Source organism: Azospirillum fermentarium, from assembly GCF_025961205.1.
GTDB classification, from domain to species: Bacteria; Pseudomonadota; Alphaproteobacteria; order Azospirillales; family Azospirillaceae; genus Azospirillum; species Azospirillum fermentarium.
In genome coordinates this window covers 1657308-1675321 of the sequence record NZ_JAOQNH010000001.1, presented here as the reverse complement: position 1 = coordinate 1675321, position 18014 = coordinate 1657308, and the positions used below count along the sequence as shown (strand labels likewise).

18 protein-coding genes are annotated in these 18014 nt (G+C 67.4%); 16 read left to right on the top strand and 2 right to left on the bottom strand.

Annotated features, from left to right (window positions below):
• Positions 1-2 precede the first annotated feature (2 nt).
• Positions 3-884, bottom strand: a complete 882-nt coding sequence (locus M2352_RS08000) for a TrmH family RNA methyltransferase (RefSeq protein ID WP_264663969.1) — start codon at positions 882-884, stop codon at positions 3-5.
• A gap of 124 nt (positions 885-1008) precedes the next feature.
• Here M2352_RS08000 and M2352_RS07995 point away from each other — a divergent pair, with 124 nt between their 5' ends.
• The 4 genes from M2352_RS07995 to M2352_RS07980 all read left to right on the top strand — a co-directional run bounded on the left by M2352_RS07995 (position 1009) and on the right by M2352_RS07980 (position 7124).
• On the top strand, positions 1009-1743 hold the full coding sequence (locus M2352_RS07995) for a TetR/AcrR family transcriptional regulator (RefSeq protein WP_264663968.1): 735 nt from the start codon (positions 1009-1011) through the stop codon (positions 1741-1743).
• Positions 1740-2939, top strand: coding sequence for an efflux RND transporter periplasmic adaptor subunit (locus M2352_RS07990; RefSeq protein ID WP_264663967.1), 1200 nt, complete (start codon positions 1740-1742; stop codon positions 2937-2939). Before M2352_RS07995 ends, M2352_RS07990 begins: the two co-directional genes overlap by 4 nt.
• 18 nt (positions 2940-2957) lie before the next feature.
• Positions 2958-6032, top strand: coding sequence for a MexW/MexI family multidrug efflux RND transporter permease subunit (locus M2352_RS07985; RefSeq protein ID WP_264663966.1), 3075 nt, complete (start codon positions 2958-2960; stop codon positions 6030-6032).
• Between the two features lie 252 nt (positions 6033-6284).
• Positions 6285-7124, top strand: a complete 840-nt coding sequence (locus M2352_RS07980; RefSeq protein WP_264663965.1) for an FkbM family methyltransferase — start codon at positions 6285-6287, stop codon at positions 7122-7124.
• Positions 7125-7225: 101 nt separating this feature from the next.
• Here the strand turns inward: M2352_RS07980 and M2352_RS07975 are convergent, their stop codons facing one another.
• Positions 7226-7450, bottom strand: a complete 225-nt coding sequence (locus tag M2352_RS07975) for a hypothetical protein (protein WP_264663964.1) — start codon at positions 7448-7450, stop codon at positions 7226-7228.
• Between the two features lie 227 nt (positions 7451-7677).
• Between M2352_RS07975 and M2352_RS07970 the strand changes: the two genes are divergently transcribed.
• The 12 genes from M2352_RS07970 (at position 7678) to M2352_RS07915 (ending at position 18003) form a co-directional block, all read left to right on the top strand.
• On the top strand, positions 7678-9732 hold the full coding sequence (locus tag M2352_RS07970; protein ID WP_264663963.1) for a methyl-accepting chemotaxis protein: 2055 nt from the start codon (positions 7678-7680) through the stop codon (positions 9730-9732).
• Between the two features lie 132 nt (positions 9733-9864).
• Positions 9865-10818: an adenylate/guanylate cyclase domain-containing protein gene (locus M2352_RS07965; protein WP_264663962.1), complete on the top strand. Its 954-nt coding sequence runs from the start codon at positions 9865-9867 to the stop codon at positions 10816-10818.
• A gap of 197 nt (positions 10819-11015) precedes the next feature.
• Positions 11016-12560: a nitrogenase cofactor biosynthesis protein NifB gene (nifB, locus tag M2352_RS07960; protein ID WP_264663961.1), complete on the top strand. Its 1545-nt coding sequence runs from the start codon at positions 11016-11018 to the stop codon at positions 12558-12560.
• Positions 12561-12675: 115 nt separating this feature from the next.
• A complete protein-coding gene (locus M2352_RS07955; protein WP_264663960.1) occupies positions 12676-12867 on the top strand; it encodes a 4Fe-4S dicluster domain-containing protein in 192 nt (63 codons plus the stop codon).
• 87 nt (positions 12868-12954) lie between these two features.
• On the top strand, positions 12955-13467 hold the full coding sequence (locus M2352_RS07950; RefSeq protein WP_264663959.1) for a hypothetical protein: 513 nt from the start codon (positions 12955-12957) through the stop codon (positions 13465-13467).
• 2 nt (positions 13468-13469) lie between these two features.
• A complete protein-coding gene (locus M2352_RS07945) occupies positions 13470-14363 on the top strand; it encodes a 4Fe4S-binding leucine-rich repeat protein (protein ID WP_264663958.1) in 894 nt (297 codons plus the stop codon).
• Positions 14360-14674 (top strand): nitrogen fixation protein NifZ, encoded by a 315-nt coding sequence (locus M2352_RS07940; protein ID WP_264663957.1) that lies wholly within the window; start codon positions 14360-14362, stop codon positions 14672-14674. Before M2352_RS07945 ends, M2352_RS07940 begins: the two co-directional genes overlap by 4 nt.
• Before the next feature lie 61 nt (positions 14675-14735).
• A complete protein-coding gene (locus M2352_RS07935) occupies positions 14736-15065 on the top strand; it encodes a nitrogen fixation protein NifZ (protein ID WP_264663956.1) in 330 nt (109 codons plus the stop codon).
• A 35-nt stretch (positions 15066-15100) separates the two neighbouring features.
• Positions 15101-16243: a cysteine desulfurase family protein gene (locus M2352_RS07930; protein ID WP_264663955.1), complete on the top strand. Its 1143-nt coding sequence runs from the start codon at positions 15101-15103 to the stop codon at positions 16241-16243.
• A 41-nt stretch (positions 16244-16284) separates the two neighbouring features.
• Positions 16285-16491: a putative nitrogen fixation protein NifT gene (nifT, locus tag M2352_RS07925; protein ID WP_264663954.1), complete on the top strand. Its 207-nt coding sequence runs from the start codon at positions 16285-16287 to the stop codon at positions 16489-16491.
• A 7-nt stretch (positions 16492-16498) separates the two neighbouring features.
• The gene (locus M2352_RS07920) at positions 16499-16783 is read left to right on the top strand and encodes a hypothetical protein (RefSeq protein WP_264663953.1); all 285 of its coding nucleotides are present in this window, start codon (positions 16499-16501) and stop codon (positions 16781-16783) included.
• Complete coding sequence (locus M2352_RS07915; RefSeq protein WP_264663952.1) at positions 16783-18003, top strand: DegT/DnrJ/EryC1/StrS family aminotransferase; 1221 nt, start codon at positions 16783-16785, stop codon at positions 18001-18003. Before M2352_RS07920 ends, M2352_RS07915 begins: the two co-directional genes overlap by 1 nt.
• Positions 18004-18014 lie beyond the last annotated feature (11 nt).

Genomic DNA, 18014 nt, shown 5'->3' with positions numbered 1-18014 from the left:
CCTTATTCCTCCCCGCTCGCCGGCCCGCACACCAGCCCACACACCAGCCCACACACCAGATGGTGCAGCACGATGCCGCTGGTGGTGGCCACGTTCAGGGAATCGAAGCCGCCGGCCATGGGAATGCGCACCGTGCGGGTGCGGGCCAGGACCGCGGGCGGCAGGCCCGGCCCTTCCGATCCCAGCAGCAGCGCCACCCGGTCCGGGCGGCGCAGCCGGCTGAGCGTTTCGGCCCCCGACGGGCTGAGCGACAGGACGGTGAAGCCGTGCCGCTCCAGCACCGCCACCGGATCGGCGCCGGCGTCCAGCCGCGCCGTGGGAACCCGCAGGGTGGCCCCCACCGACACCCGCGTGGCCTTGCGGTACAGCGGGTCGCAGCAGCCGGAATCCAGCAGCACCCCATCGGCGCCAAACGCCGCGGCGTTGCGGAAGATGCCGCCCACGTTGTCGTGATTGCCGATGCCGCAGGCCACCACCACCACCGCCCGCGGCCCCAGACCGGCCAGCAGATCACCGGGCGCCACCGGCTCCCCCCGCCGTCCAAGGGCCAGAATGCCGCGGTGGAGGGGAAAGCCGGCCACCGCGTCCATCACCGCCTGCCCGGCGGCATAGACCGGAACATCGTCCGGCAACCCACCCCACAGATACTCCAGGGCTGCCACCCGCTTGGCCGCCAGCAGCAGCGACAGGGGCCGGTGCCGCCCAGGCGCCACCAGATGGCGCAGCACCACCTCCCCTTCCGCGATGAAGCATCCCTCCCGCCCCACAAGGTCGCGTTCGCGCACATCGCGGTAGGCGGCAAGGCGGGGATCGGCGGGATCGGTGATGGTGATGACGGGCGGCACCGGAAACGTCTCGAAGAAAACGGCTGATCCGCCACCCATACCACACCGGAGCCGGCACGGAAAAATTCTGCAAGCCCAGGCTGGACAGTACGGGAATACCGGCCTATATGGCATCGCCATGGTGAGTGAGCGTTTACTTACCAATCAAAGCACGTGAGCGCCCATGCCCCCCTCCCGCCTGGACAGCAGCGAACGCCGGCTGGCGATTCTCGACGCGGCCATGCCGCTGTTCGCCGCCAAGGGATTCGCCGCCACCACCACGCGGGAGATCGCCCAGGCCGCCGGCGTGTCCGAAGCGCTGATCTTCAAGCATTTCCCCAGCAAACAGGCGCTTTACGAGGCGATGTTCACCGCCTGCCTGGAAGGGGACGAGGAATTCGCCCGCCTGATGGTGCTGCCGCCGTCCACCCGCACCCTGGTGGAGTTCATCGCCGGCATCGTGCGCTATTTCGTGATCGAGGTGCCGGCCACCCCCGCCGAACTGGCCCGCCACCGCCTGGTCATCACCAGCTTCCTGGAAGACGGCGAATTCGCCCATCAGGTGCTGGTCTGGAGCGCCCAGCACGTGCACCCCAGCGTGGAGGCGTCGATCGCCGCCGCCGCCGCGTGCGGCGACCTGACCCCCTTGCCAGCGGCGGATTGCGGCTGCCACAGTCAGGCGGTGTGGTTCGCTCATCTGTTCAGTTCATCTCTTGCCACCGTCTGTCTGCCGGGACGCAAGCTGGTGCCTTATGCCTGTTCCGACGCCGACGTCGGGCGGCAGGCCACATGGTTCATCCTGCGCGGCCTGGGGCTGAAGGACAGCGTTATCGCCGCCTCTGCCGCCGAGGGGCTTCTCAGCATGCTTCCACCCTCCCTTCCATCTCCCGACACGCCAAGCCAGAGAGGCCAACCGTGAGCACGCCGACCTCCAACCCTTCCCCGTCCTCCGGCCACGGCGCGCCGGAACGCCCGCCGGTCCGCCGCGGCGCCCGGGTGTTCGCCGTCGTGGTGGCTCTGGTCATCGTCGGGCTGCTGCTGGGGGGGCTGTACGCCTTCCGCAACATGCGCGATCAGGCCATCGCCAATTTCTTCGCCGGCAACAAGCCGCCCCCCACCCCGGTGGCGGTGGCCGAGGTGCGCACCGAAACCGTTCCCCGCTTCATGTCGGCCATCGGCACCCTGACCGCCATCCGGCAGGTGACGGTGGCGCCGGAAGTGGCGGGCCGCGTGGTGGAAATCGCCTTCGAATCGGGGGCGTCGGTGGCTGCCGGCGCCAAGCTGATCCAGCTCAACGACGCCATCGAACAGGCCGAATTGGGCGCCTTGCAGGCCCAGGCCAAGCTGGCGTCCATCAACCTGGACCGCGCCCGCGACCTGCGCAGCCGCCAGGCCGGGCCGCAGACCAACGTGGACCAGTACCAGGCCCAGCTCGACGAGATGAACGCCAACATCCGCAAGACCCAGGCGACCATCGCGCAAAAGCTGATCCGCGCGCCGTTCGGCGGGGATCTGGGCATCCGCCAGGTGAACGTGGGCGACTACGTCGGGCCGGGCAACCCCATCGTCACCCTGACCGACCTGTCCCGTCTGTTCGTCAACTTCAGCCTGCCGGAACAGGCGCTGCCCCGCCTGTCCATCGGGCAGAAGGTGCGGGTTCTGACCGACGCCTTCCCCGGCCGCACCTTCGATGCGGTCATCACCACCGTCGAACCGCAGGTCAGCACCGACACCCGCGCCATCAAGGTGCAGGCGACGGTGGGCAATGCCGAGGGGCTGATCCGCCCCGGCATGTTCGCCCATGTGGAGGTGGTGGAGCCGCCCAAGCCCGGCGTTCTGGTGGTGCCCGACACCGCGGTCGATTACACCGTCTATGGCGATTCGGTGTTCGTGGTCCACGCCAAGGCCGGCGACGGCGGCAAGGAGGCGCTGACCGTGGCCCGCGTGCCGGTCAAGACCGGCCCCCGCCACGTCGGCATCGTGGAAATCCTGGACGGGCTGAAGCCCGGAGAGCGCGTGGTGGTGTCGGGCCAGCTCAAGCTGTCGGAAGGGGCCGCCGTGTCCATCGCCGACAAGAACGTGCTGGTGCCGCCGGCCAAGCTGCCGCTCAACTGACGGCGGGGAGCGCAGAACATGGCCTTTACCGATATCTTCATCCGCCGGCCGATCCTGTCGGTGGTGGTCAGCCTGCTGATCTTCCTGATCGGCCTGCGGGCCTTCACCGAACTGCCGATCCGGCAGTACCCGGAACTGAAGAACACCGTCATCACCATCACCACCGCCTATCCCGGCGCCTCGCCCGACCTGATGCAGGGGTTCATCACCACCCCCATCGAACAGGCGGTGGCGAGCGCGGAGGGCATCGACTATCTCACCTCGTCCTCCACCCAGGGGACCAGCCTGGTCACGGCCAACATCCGGCTGAACTTCGACCCCAACGTCGCCATGACCGACGTGATGGCGAAGGTCAATCAGGTCAAGTACCAGCTTCCCCGCGAAGCCAACGATCCCGTCATCCTGAAAAGCACGGGCGAGACGACATCGCTCCTCTATATGGGCTTTTCCAGCACGGAACTGTCCGGGGCGGCGATCTCCGACTACATCACCCGCGTGATCCAGCCGCAGCTTTCCACCGTCAACGGTGTCGCGTCGGCCAAGATCCTCGGCGGACAGGTGTTCGCCATGCGGCTGTGGCTGGACCCGGTGCGCATGGCCGCCCGCAACATCTCCACCGCCGACGTCACCTCCGCCATCCAGGCCAACAACTTCCAGTCGGCTCCCGGTCAGGCCAAGGGCACATTCACCGTCACCAACGTCACGGCCAACACCGGCCTGACCGACGTGGAGCAGTTCCGCGACCTGATCGTCAAGGCCAAGGACGGGGCGCTGGTGCGCATCCGCGACATCGGCACGGTCGAGCTGGGGGCCAAGAGCGCCGACGCCTCGGTCACCATGAACGGGCAGCAGGCCATCTTCATCGGCGTGGATTCCACCCCCACCGGCAACCCGCTGACCATCGTGGCCGACATCCGGGCCATGGTGCCGGACCTGAAGCGCAACCTGCCGCCGTCCATGAAGATGGACATCGTTTACGACAGCACGCGCTTCATCGAGGCGTCCATCTCGGAAGTGCAGAAGACGCTGGCCGAGGCGGTGGCCATCGTGATCGTGGTGATCTTCCTGTTCCTCGGCTCGTTCCGGTCGGTGCTGATCCCCATCGTCACCATCCCGCTGTCCATCATCGGGGCGGGCATCTTCATGCTGGCCATGGGCTTCTCCATCAACCTGCTGACGTTGCTGGCCATGGTGCTGGCCATCGGGCTGGTGGTGGACGACGCCATCGTGGTGGTCGAGAACGTTCACCGCCACCTGGAAGAGGGCAAGAGTCCGGTGGAATCGGCGGTGATCGGCGCGCGGGAAATCGTGGCCCCGGTCATTTCCATGACCATCACGCTGGCCGCGGTCTATGCCCCCATCGGCTTCCTCAGCGGCCTGACCGGCGCGCTGTTCAAGGAATTCGCCTTTACCCTGGCCGCGTCGGTCATCATCTCGGGCGTGGTGGCGCTCACGCTGTCGCCCATGATGTGCTCGGCCATCCTGACGCCGGAGATGAACGAGGGCCGGTTTGCCCGTTTCGTTGACCGCACCTTTGAAAAGCTGACCCGCTGGTATGGGCGGCGGCTGTCGCGGGCGCTGGATTTCCGTCCGGCGGTGCTGCTGTTCGCGGTGGGCGTGCTGGTCAGCGTCGGCTTCCTGTTCATGAACGTCATGTCGGAACTGGCGCCGGAAGAGGATCAGGGCGTGCTGTTCGGCATCACCAAGGCGCCGCAGTACGCCAACCTGGACTATATCGACGCCTATGGCGCCCAGATGGACCAGGTGTTCGCCCAATACCCCGAAACCGACACCCGGTTCGTGGTCAACGGCGCCATGTCGCTGACCCAGGGCTTCGCCGGCATGATCCTGCAGCCGTGGGACCAGCGCACCAAGACGGCCAAGCAGCTTCAGCCCGAGGTTCAGGCCGCCCTGTCCAGCGTCACCGGGATGAGCATCTTCCTGGTCTCGCCGCCGGCCCTGCCCGGTTCGTCGGGCGGGCTGCCGGTGCAGATGGTCGTCAACTCCTCCGGCGACTACCGCACCATCTATGACGCCATGGAACGCATCAAGAGCGCGGCCCAGAAGAGCGGCATGTTCATCGTGACCGACAGCGACCTGCAGTACAACAGCCCGGTCATCCGCTTCGACATCGACCGCAGCAAGGCCGCGGACCTGGGCCTCAACATGTCCAGCATCGGCAACGCGCTGGGCACGCTGCTGGGCGGCAACTACGTCAACCGCTTCAATCTGAACGGCCGTTCGTACGAGGTGATCCCGCAGGTGCCGCGCTCGCTGCGCCTGACGCCGGAAGACCTGACCCGCTATTACGTGCCGACGGCCAGCGGCGACCAGATTCCGCTGTCCACCGTGGTGTCGATCCGCACCGAGGTGGAGCCCAACGCCCTGACCAAGTACAACCAGCTTCCCGCCGCCACCTTCCAGGCGGTGCCGATGCCGGGTGTCACCATGGGACAGGCGGTGGATTTCCTGAAGGCCCAGGCGCGCGAACAGCTTCCCGCCGGTTTCACCCACTCCTTCCTCGGCGAATCCCGCCAGTACGTGACCGAGGGCAACCAGCTCATCATCACCTTCGTCTTCGCCCTGATCGTCATCTATCTGGTGCTGGCGGCCCAGTTCGAATCCCTGCGCGACCCGCTGGTGATTCTGGTGACGGTGCCCATGTCCATCTGCGGCGCGCTGCTGCCGCTGTTCTTCGGTCTGGCGACCATGAACATCTATACCCAGGTGGGGCTGGTCACGCTGATCGGGCTGATTTCCAAGCACGGCATCCTGATGGCGGAATTCGCCCGCGAGATGCAGATCAACGAGGGGCTGGACCGCCGCGCGGCCATCGAACACGCAGCCGCCGTGCGTCTGCGCCCCATCCTGATGACCACCGCGGCGATGGTGGTCGGCCTGCTGCCGCTGCTGAGCGCGCAAGGGGCCGGGGCGGCCAGCCGCTTCTCCATCGGGCTGGTGATCGTGGCCGGGATGCTGATCGGCACCATGTTCACGCTGTTCGTCCTGCCGGCGGTCTATACCCTGCTGGCCAAGGACCACCGGGCCGACGCCACGTCGCGCCGGGCCGTGGAAATCGCGGCCCTGTCGTAACGGGCGGCAGGTCGCGGGCATGCGCAAGGGGGGTGGAATCATCCGCCCCCCTTCAGCGCAACCGCATCTTTCCGATGCGATCGCTTTTTTGTGGCGTCTCACGGAAGCAGAGTATATTCCCCAAGTTAGAAGAGGCGGCCCTCATGCGCCCCGCAGTGTGAGAACCGTGTCTTACATTCCCCGGTTACTGAAAATCCACGCCGCTCTCCCGCCGAAGGGCGTGAAACGGATGACTGCGCCGGAGGGCGTGACATGAACGCCGTTGCCCGCCTTGTGTATGAATACGGAAATTTGTTCCGGGTCTTGTCAGCCGGCATGATTCTGCGTTTGGCCGCCGCCTCCTTGCGCTGCGCCGGGCCGGTCTTGCGCAGCCGCCGGCTGACGGCGGTGGACGCGGCGATGAGCCGAAATTGCCACATCACGTATCACGGCAGCCGCATCGCCTTGCCGTTGGGCGATATCGACCGCCTCATGGCGGTGCCGGACGACAACCCCACGTTCGGTAATTTGCGGGAAATGTTCGCCAACGACGTTTACCTGCGGCCGTTCCGCCCCGGCCTGCGCGCCGACGTCGTGGTCGATCTCGGCTCCAACCGTGGCTTGTTCCTGGTGATCGCCGTCAAGGTTCTGAAGGCGCGGCTCGCCGTCGGCGTCGAACCGGAGGTGGGCTACGACAAAGTTTTCCCCCTGCTGTGCGCCGCCAACGCCATCGCACCGGAAACGGTCCGCCGCATCGTTGCGGCGATCGCTCCCGTCACCGAACCCGGCAAGACAAGCATGACGGATGTGCTGAGAAGCCTGGACGGCGCCCGGATCAATTTTTTGAAATGCGACATCGAAGGGGCGGAATATCCGCTGTTCGCCGCCGGAGCCGATTGGCTCGGCCGGGTTGACAACCTGGCGATGGAAGTCCATCCCGATTGGGGTGACAACCGCGATCTGCTGAACCATTTGCGCGCCGCCGGCTTCGTTTGCCTGGCGACGGACCGCTTCGGCCGCCCATCGCAGGATCCGGCGGCGGCGGAGTTCATTTATGCATCCTCGGTCGGCGATTTGGGCGGGGAAGCGTCCTTGCGCGGCCGCCGCGACTGACGGATCTCGGCTGTAGTAGCACGGTCTTGGAGCGGATCCCCCCATACCGGCGGCAGGGGGGGCTGTCGCCCGCCCCCCCTTTTCATACGTGTCCTTGCGGCTCAGCCGGGGCGCGAGGCCGGAGCGAAGGGGTTGTGCAGCGCCGGACCGAAGGCCGCTTCGCGCGAGCGGCGCCACGCCGCCACATTGCCCGCCCCCTCGTCGGACAGGGTGACGCCCTGCACCTGCGGACGGGATTCCAGCCAGCCGCGCAGATCCTGTTCCAGCGCGGCGCGGTCCGCACCGTCGGCGTCCATCTCGATGGTGACGGTCAGAACGGTTTTCATGGTGTCCTCCTGGCTGTTCTTATCCGGCGGCAGATCCGCCGCCCTTTCAACAACAGGGGTGCCCCTTTGTTGCAAAATAAGATTCAGGCAGTGCACTTTGCGACGGGCGGCGCCAGGACAACCAAAGTAAAGTAATTCATATCAATACGTTAATATAACGGGTCCGTGGCATGGAAACTGCTTTACAGATGGGAAAGCATCGTCGCCGTCTGGAAAGGCAACACCCGATGTCACCGCAGGAATTCCATACCGCTCCCCGGACCGGCCATGGCCTTCTCGCCAGCCTGTCCATCGGAACACGCATCCGGTCGGGCTTCACGCTGATGGCTCTGCTGATTCTGCTGCTGTCGGCGACCGCCTACACACTGAACAGATCGCAGATGGAAAAGGTGACGTTCCTGAACAAGGAAACGGAGATCGCCAAGACCATCGAGGCCGCCGACCGCGCCGTGCTGAACGGGGTGGCCGCCGCCATGCGGTTCCAGAGTTCCAGCAACGGTGACGATGCCGCCGCCTTCCGCACCCGCATGGTGGAAAGCATGGCGCTGTTCGAACAGGTCCGCCCCACCTTGCTGATGGAGGAGAACCGCTCCCGTCTCGACCAGATCCAGGACGCCAGCCGGTCGATGATGGCGGAGTTCGAACGGGTCAAGGCGCTGAACGACCGGCGCCTGTCCATCATCGCCGATGCGGTCAACGGGCTGGGGGCCGAGCTGCGCAAGCTGCTGACCCAAGAAATCGAGGACGCCATGGACAGCGCCGAGATCCCCCATATCCGCATCGCCCACACCGCGGGGGAAAGCTTCCTGCTGGCCCGCGTGGTGGTGGCCCGCATGCTGGCCGCCGACGATGAAAGGGAATACCCGCGGATTCAAAAGGAACTGGCCGCGGTGGGCGACAGCATCCGGGCGGTCCTGGTCTCCGTCCTGCCCCCCGAACGGCAGGCGCGGATGGAAAAGGCCATGGACCTGCTGACCGCCTATACCCAAGGCATCGCCGAGTTGGTGACCCTGCGCCGGAGCATCCGCACGCAACTGGAAAACGGCGTGCACAAGACCGGCACCCGGGTGGAGGAGCTGTCGGGCTGGATCCTGCGCAACGTGGTGACACTGGAACAGGCGGCCTCCCGCGATCTGAAGGACGCGGCCCAGTTGACCCAAACCCTTTCCATCACCCTGACCGGGGTGGCGATCCTGCTGACGGTGGTGTTGGCCTGGACCATCACCGGGTCGATCGTGACGCCGCTTCACGGCATGGTGGATTCCATGCACCGCCTGGCCGAGGGTGACGCCGCCGTCACCGTGCCCGGCGTCGGGCGGCGGGACGAGGTGGGGTTGATGGCCGGCGCGGTGCAGGTGTTCAAGGACAACCTGATCCGCACCCGCGCCATGGAGCAGGACGCCAACGAGACGCGCCTGCGTCAGGAAGCCGACAAACGCCGCATGCTGCAGGATCTGGCCGGTCAGTTCGAACGCACGGTGCATGGTCTGGCGGCCCAGGTGTCGGCGGCGGCCCATCAGATGCAGAGCCATTCCGAGCACTTGTCCGTCATGGCTCAGGAAAGCCGGGAACGGGCGATGAAGGTGGGAGTCTCGTCGCAGAAGACCTCCATGAACGTGCAGACGGTGGCGGCGGCGGCGGAGCAGATGACCAGCTCCATCGGCGAAATCTCGCGCCAGGTGGGACAATCGTCGGAAATCGCCCGCGCCGCCGTGGAACGGGCGGAGGCCACCAACGCCAACATCCGGGCCCTGTCCGATCAGGCCCGCAGCATCGGCGAGGTGGTGGAACTGATCAACTCCATCGCCAGCCAGACCAACCTGCTGGCGCTGAACGCCACCATCGAGGCCGCCCGCGCGGGCGAGGCCGGCAAGGGCTTCGCCGTCGTGGCCGGCGAGGTGAAGGCGCTGGCGACCCAGACCGCGCGGGCCACCGACCAGATCACCGCCCAGGTCACCGGCATGCAGACCGCCACCCGCGGCGCCGTGACCGCCATCAGCGAGATCGCGCGCACCATCGTGCGCATCAGCGAAACCACGGCCGCCATCGCCGCCGCGGTGGAGGAGCAGGACGCCGCCACCCGCGAGATCTCCCGCAATGTCAACGAAGCGGCTCAGGGCACCGAAAGCATCACCACCACCATCGCCGATGTGACCCAGGTGGCCCGCAACACCGGCACCGCGGCGGAAGAGGTGGAGGGAGCGTCCCGCACCCTGTCCCGCGATGCCGAAAGCCTGACGTCGGAGGTGAACCGGTTCATCACCTATCTGCGCAGTGCCTGATACCTCCCCTCCCCCAGGAAGGGGGACCGGCTGCGGTGTTCCCCTTCCTTCCTGGCCGGGAAACGTTTGCGGCGTTTCCCGGCCCCTCCTTCCGCGGCTGCCGGCCATGGCTGAAGCTGGGATGCCTATGATATGATTTCGACCATGTATCATGTCCCACCCCGGACGTACGGCGCCGCCACCGCCAGCGCTTTCGCACTGCTGTTCGTGGATATTGCCGATTCGACACCTCTGTACGAACGGCTGGGCGATGCCGCCGCCGCCGCGCTCACCCGTAAAATGCTGCGCCACCTGCGGCTGGTCATCGACGTCAACGGCGGGCAGGTGATCAAGGTCATGGGGGATGGGCTGCTGGCCGCCTTCCCCGGCGCCGACGATGCGGTGTGGGCCGCCGGCACCATGACCGCCAGCCAGGAAACGCTGGGGCTCAACCTGCGGCTCGGGCTTCATTACGGCACCGCCATCCAGGGGGACGGGGATCTGTACGGCGACGCCTGCAACGTGGCGGCACGGGTCGAAGCGCTGGCCCGTCCGGGTGAAGCGCTGGCCACCGACACGCTGGTGCGCCGCCTGTCCCCCACCCTGGCCGCACGGGCCGTGCCGCTGAAGGCGGTGCGGGTCAAGGGCAAGACCGCCCCCATCCACATCTACAGCCTCACCCCCGCCGTACCGGAGGCGGAGGAGCCGCCCACCACCGGCAACGGCCCCACCATCGGTCTGGCACGCTCCCCCGGCCCCGGCTTCCAGACGGCGGAAGCGCGGCTGCACCTGTCCTACCGCGGACGGAACATCCTGCTCCTGCCGGGCCAGCCGCGGCTGACCATCGGGCGGGACGACATCTCCACCCTGCGCATCCTGTCCCGCTGCACGTCGCGCCGCCACGCGGTGATCGAATACAGCCGCGGCGCCTTCATCGTCACCGACCACTCCACCAACGGCACCTATCTCCAGGCGGGCGCCGCCCGCCCGGTGGCGGTGGTGCGCGACCATGCCCGGCTGGTGGGCGCCGGCCTGCTGGGGTTCGGCGCCGAACCCGGCGGAGAGGACGAGGATCACGTCGTCGCCTTTTGCTGCGAGACGGCCTGACGCCCCCACGCCCGCCCGCCCCTTGTCGCATCCCCGACATTCCACCGGCATGGCTGCGGGTTTGTCGCCTAGGCGACAAGGTAAGGGACACGGAGCATTCAATCAACTTATTGAAAAACAACAATTTTAAAACTGGCCTACTCCTTGCATAACACTGGTCATACGATCAGTGGCCGATTTGGCGGAGGAGTGGACCCATGGGTAACGTGATCGCGCTGGATGGCATCCTGGGCCTGGGCGAGCTGAAGGCCCCGGCGGAGATCCCGAAGGCGGCGTCGGGTTGTTCGTCATCGGCCTGCGGCTCGTCGGACGGCCCCGCCGACATGCCGCCAGAGGTGTGGGAGAAGGTCAAGAACCACCCCTGCTATTCGGAAGAGGCGCACCATTACTTCGCACGGATGCACGTCGCCGTGGCGCCGGCCTGCAACATCCAGTGCAACTACTGCAACCGCAAATACGACTGTTCCAACGAAAGCCGCCCCGGCGTGGTCAGTGAAAAGCTGACCCCGGAGCAGGCGGTGAAGAAGGTTCTGGCCGTCGCCCAGGAAATCCCGCAGCTTTCGGTGATCGGCATCGCCGGTCCCGGCGACTCCCTGGCCGCCGCCGGCCGGAACACCTTCGCCACCTTCGAGGGGCTGCAGAAGCTGGCCCCGGACCTGAAGCTCTGCCTGTCCACCAACGGTCTGGCCCTGCCCGACCACGTGAACCGGATCAAGGACTACAACATCGACCACGTGACCATCACCATCAACATGGTGGACCCGGAGGTCGGGCAGCACATCTACCCCTGGATCTTCCACAACCACCGCCGCTGGACCGGGCTGGACGCCGCCAAGATCCTGCACGAGCGCCAGATGGAAGGGCTGGAGATGCTGACCTCCGCCGGCATCCTGGTGAAGATCAACTCGGTCATGATCCCCGGCATCAACGATGACCACCTCCTGGAGGTGAACAAGGCGGTGAAGGCCCGCGGGGCGTTCCTGCACAACATCATGCCGCTGATCTCCGACCCGGCCCACGGCACCCATTTCGGCCTGACCGGCCAGCGCGGCCCCACCGCGCAGGAGCTGAAGGTGGTGCAGGACCAGTGCGAAGGCGGGGCGAAGCTGATGCGCCACTGCCGCCAGTGCCGCGCCGATGCCGTGGGCCTGCTGGGCGAGGACCGCGGGGACGAATTCACCATCGACCGGATCGAGGCGATGGAGATCTCCACCGACGACACCGTGCGCCGCGAATACCGCGAGCACATCGAGGCCGAACGCGCCGGGCGCCACGCCGCCAAGGAAGCGGCCAAGGCCGAGGTGGCGGAAGCCGTCGCCGCCGACGTGGCGCCGATCCTGATCGCCGTCGCCACCAAGGGCGGCGAGCGCATCAACGAGCACTTCGGCCACGCCAGGGAATTCCAGATCTACGAAGTGGGCCTGAAGGGCGCCACGTTCGTCGGCCACCGCCGGGTGGAAACCTATTGCGAGGGCGGTTCGGGCGACGAGGACGCGCTGTCCACTGTTCTCGCGGCGATTGCCGACTGCACTGCCGTGTTGGTGGCGAAGATCGGCGGCTGCCCCAGCAAATCCCTGACCGACGCCGGCATCGAGCCCGTTGACCGCTTCGCCTTCGAGTACATCGAAGAGTCCGCGTTGACCTACTTCAAGGACTATGCCGAACGGCTGAGGCAAGGTGCGGTCACCGGCCGCAAGGGCCACGACGCGGTTCTGCGCCCGGCGGAAGTGCTCCGGGCCTGAACGGTCCGGTAAGACGGCATCAACCATCCCCCCATTCCCCGCCGCGAGCAGCCGGCGGGGGGCCGGGCGGTCACCCTGGACGGTCCGCCCGATCAACACCGAAGGAGTGAGTTCCATGGCTTACAAGATCAAGTCGGCTGAATGCACCGTCTGCGGCGCCTGCGAAGCGGAATGCCCGAACGTGGCCATTTCGATGAAGAAGGGCACCTACGTCATCGACCCGGCCAAGTGCACCGAATGTGCCGGCCAGTTCGACAGCCCGCAGTGCGCGGCGGTGTGCCCCGCCGACTGCTGCGTCCCGGCCTGACGCTCCCTTGGGAACGCTGGGGGCGGCCGGTGCGGCGCCCCCGCTTCCCCCCGGTTTCTTGCCTTCTCCCCAACATGACGGGTGGCCATGCTGGTCGAGGTGGACGAAAGCTGGCTGGAGCGCCGCTATTACGGCGGCGACCTTCCGGCGGACGCGGAACGGTGTCTGCATCTGGCGGCGGCCAGCTACAGCGACCCCGCCACCGCGGAATCCTGGCTCGCCCAGGCGGCGCAGGCCGCCCCCGGTCACCGTCTGGTCGATCTCGGCCATTACAAATACCATTTCTACCGCGCCAATCTGGACACGGCGCTGGGGTACGGCTGGAAGATGGTCGGGCACGCCCTGGCATCGCTGGGCCGCAACGACGACGACTGGCGCCTCGTCACCCGTGACACCGCCGATTTCTCCGGGCTGGACCATGCCCCCCGCCTGTTCCTGTTCGCGCTGACCGCCTGCGGCTATCTGCTGCTGCGTCTGGGCCGGCGGGATGAGGGACGGGAGGTGCTGACCCGAGTGCAGGATCTCGACACCGCCGGGCGCATGGGGGCGTCCCGCCTTCTCGCCATCGACGACCGCCACGGCCAGGATGAAGAGGATTGACCATGACCGGCAGCGAGACGCACGACGGCCTTGATGCCGGGTCCACCGATCAGCCCCCCGGCGGTGATGGCCCCCGCGGCAACGACATCGTCGAAACGCTGGACTGGCTGGGCCGCCCGGTCGATTGCGGCCGTTGCGACCATCAGGACCGCAAGGCCGAGGGCCGTTGCCAGCCGCTGCGCGCCTGCGTCCACGACCGGTACGCCAAGCGCATCCAGCGCTTCTTCGAATGGAACGACGATCTGGCCGGGGAATACCTCGACCACCCCTATTTCGAGGTGCGGGCGAATGCTGTGCGCTTCGCCCCCATCTTCGTGGTGCCGCGGCTGATGGCCGACCCCGACGAGACGGTGCGCGCCTCGCTCGCCCGCCGCCTGCCCCGCCGGCTGCTGCTGAAGCTGCGCGACGACCCGCACCGGGAGGTGCGCATCGCGGTGGCCATGCGGCTGGACGGGCCGGATCTGGCGCCGATGATGCGGGACGGCGACTACTCCGTCCGTCTGCGCGTCGCCCGCCGGGCGCCGGAAGGCATGCTGCCGGCCATGATGCACGACGAGGACGCCGAGGTGCGGATGGAGATCGCGCGGCGCATCAGCCTGGAATGGCTGATGTCCATGGCCTGGGACGACAATTCCCGCGTGCGCTCGCTGGTGGCCCAGCGCCTGGCCCCGGAAAAGCTGGCGCCGCTGGCCCGCGATACCGACTGGTGCGTGCGCTATGTGGTGGCGACCCGCATCGCGCCCGACGACCTGGAACCGCTGACCCACGACCCGGAAGACGACGTGCGCGCCGTGGCCCTGGCCCGCCTGAAGGCCGCCGCCCACGCCGGCACGCGCACAGACACAGACACCGCCGCCGGAACCGCGGACGGCACCGTACAGGGTGACACACCATGACCACGGCCAAGCTGAAATCCTCCTCCTCCCGCACGTCGGACGACGTGGTGGAACTGATCCACCCGCCGGCGTTCGAAGAGGGGCAGAAGGTCCGGGCGCTGCGCACCGTGCGCAACGACGGCACCTATCCCGGCGTTCCCACCGGAACGGAAATGATCCAGGCCGGCGACGTGGGCTATGTCAAGTCGATCGGCACCTATTTGCAGATGTACTACATCTATGCCATCGACTTCTACGAACGCCGCATCGTCGTGGGCATGCGCGCCAAAGAACTCGAACTGGTCGATAGCCGCTGCAACGATCCGAAATAAGCGCGGCACCCCGGCTACCCCCATCTCATCCTTGTCCCCTTCGTGAAAAGGATTTCCCCTGATGACCGAAGCCATCCCCTCCCAGACCGCCGCTGCCGATGCCAAGCCCGCCGGCTTCATCCCGCCCCGTGAACCCATCTTCGACTGGGGCATGCGCGTCGCGGCGGCGGAGGATCTGTTCAACGACGGCAGCCACCCCCACGCCCCCGAAGGCGCCCTGCTGGTGCCCAAGGGCACGCCGGGCGAGGTGGTGCGCGTCGGCAAGTCCGAAGAGGACAGCACCCCCGTCTATCTGGTGGAATTCCCCGGTTCCGTGATGGTCGGCTGCTTCGAGGACGAGCTGGCCCCCATCTCCAAGCCGCTGCGCCTGGCGCCCGGCGTGATGGGCTGACGCCGTACCGGTTCGGCAGGAACGGAGATGACGTGATGGTCTATCTCGACAACAACGCCACGACCCCGCTGGCTCCGGGGGTGCTGGACGCCATGCTGCCCTATCTGACCGGGCAGTTCGGCAACCCGTCCAGCCCCCACGGCGCCGGCATGGCCGCCAAGGCGGCGGTGGGGGACGCCCGCGGGGCGGTGGCGTCGTTGATCGGGGGGCGGACGGCGGAGGTGATCTTCACCGCCAGCGCATCGGAGGCCAACCACACCGCCCTCCTCGGCATCCTGGCCGATGCAGCCCCCGGCCGCCGCGGGCTGGTCACTACGGCGGTGGAGCATCCCTCCATTCTGCTGCTGGCCCGCGACCTGGAGCGGCGCGGCTGGCCGGTGACCATCGTTCCGGTGGACGGCGGCGGGCGGGTGGATCTGGACGCCCTGGCCGCCGCGGTGGACGGGACCACCGCCGTCGTGTCGGTCCAGTGGGCCAACAACGAGACCGGCACCGTCCAGCCGGTGGCCGAAGCCGCGGCCATCGCCCGCGCCGCCGGGGCCGTGTTCCACACCGACGCAGTGCAGGCGGCGGGACGGACCGCCGTGGACGCCGCCGCCGTCGGCGCCGACCTGCTGACCCTCTCCGCCCACAAGATCCATGGGCCGAAGGGGATCGGCGCCCTGTGGGTCCGCAAGGGGCAGGCCATCGCCCCGCTCATCCACGGGCATCAGGAACGCAAGCGCCGCGGCGGCACGGAAAACGTGCCCGCCATCGCCGGATTCGGGGTGGCGGCATCCCTGGCCGCGGCGGCCCTGCCGGCCATGGCCGGCGTCGGCACCCTGCGGGACCGGCTGGAGCGGGCGGTCCTGGCCGCCTGCCCCCACGCCGTGGTCAACGCGGCAGGGGTGGAACGGCTGCCCAACACGGCCAATATCCGTTTCAACGGCCCCGCCGGGCTGCCGCTGGACGCGGAGGAACTGTTGATGCGCCTGGACCGTGCCGGCATCCAGGTGTCCATGGGGGCGGCCTGCGCCTCGGGCGGCAACGAGCCGTCCCACGTGCTCCTGGCGCTGGGCCTGTCCCGCGCGGCGGCGTCCGCGTGCCTTCGCTTTTCCCTCAGCCGTTTCACCACCGCCGCGGACATCGCGGCGGTGGAAGACGCGCTTCCCCCGCTGTTCGCGCGCTTTGCGGCGTAACAGGTCACAGCAACGACAAGAAAGACAGGAGCACACCGACAATGAAGGTCATGGTCCGCAAGGTTGCCGAGCAGTACACCATCTATGTCGCCAAGAAGGATCTGGAGGAGCCCATCGTCGCGATGGAAAAGCCGGGCCTGTGGGGCGGCTGGGCGAAGATCGCCAACGGCTGGACGCTGGAAATGCCGGAGATGCCGGAAGACACGCGCCTGCCCATCACCGTGGAAGCCAAGAAACTGGCGGAGTGATCCCATCATGGCCCTGACGACGGAGCAGATCGACATTCTGGTCGAGTTCATCGGCGGGCGGTTCGCCGCCGGCGCCAGCCTGACCGATATTGTCCACGCGGTGAAGGCCGCGTGCCCCGGTTTCTCCGTCACCGGGGCCATGGCCTCGGTCATGGCGGAAGACCCGTACCGGGAGGAGAAGGACTTCTGCCTCTATCTGGTGGACGGGTCCAACCATTGCTGGCTGGTGACCGACAAGCCGGAAAACGCCACCGCCATCGTGATCGGCCAAAAGGACGAGGACGACATCTGATGACCACGGACGCGGCCCGCACCCCCTCCCCCGGCACCGGCGACGGCCTGTCGCCCGACGGGGACGACACCGAACTGGATTTCATCCCGCTGTGCGACCCCGACATCTCGGACGCCGAAGTCGGGGTCGTGGGCCGCGTGCTGACCGCCGGCTCCCTCAACAACGGGCACATGACCCACGCGTTCGAGGAAGCCTTCGCCGACACCGTGGGCCGGGCCCATGGGGTGGCGGTGCCCAGCGGCACCATCGGCATGCTGATGATCCTGCGGGCGCTGGGCATCGGGCCGGGGGACGAGGTTCTGTGCTCCCCCTATGGCTGGCACCAGGCGCAGCAGGCGGTGGCGCTGTCGGGGGCCACCCCGGTGCTGGTGGACATCGACTATTGGCAGCACACCATCAACCCGGCGAAGGCGGCGGAAAAGATCACCCCCGCCACCAAGGCCGTCATCGCCGCCAACGTCAACGGCCACCCCGCCCATTGGGACGAGCTTCAGTCCCTGGCCGAAGCCAGGAATCTCGTGCTGATCGAGGACAGCACGGAATCCATCGGCTCGGTCTACAAGGGCCGGGTGGTCGGCTCGTTCGGCCTGTGCTCGCTGTTCGACTTCTCCGAGCCGGGCATCCTGCTGGCCGGCGGCGGCGGCATGATCGTCACCGACGACCGCGGTCTGGCCCACGAGCTGCGCTACCTGCGCCAGCGGGAGACCGAACACCGCTACACCGTCGGCATCACCCGCCGCCTGCCGCTCCAGGCCAGCCTGAGCAACGTCAACGCCGCCCTGGGTCTGGTGCAGGTGAAGCGGCTGCCGGAGATCATCGCGAAGCGCGATCAGGTGATCCGCTGGTACGACGCCGCCATGGCCTCGTTCGAGGGGATCAAGCCGCCCTACAAGGGGCCGGGGGCGGAAACCGTCAATCCCATGGTCTATGCCGTGCATCTGGGCACCCGCTTCACCGCGTCGGGCCGCAAGGCCATCATCGAGGACATGGACACCCATGCCGTCGATACCAGCGATTACGGCCAGCCCCTCTACACCCAGCAATACTACGTGGATCGCGGCTACAACCGTGCCGACTATCCGGTGTGCCAGAAGACCGCCGACCGCGCCATCGCCCTGCCGCTGCACCACAAGGTGACACAGGACCAGATCGCCTTCATCGTCGATACGCTGAAGGACGCCACGGTCAACACCGGCGCCGGTGCGGCGATCTATCTGTAAGCCCCTTTCAT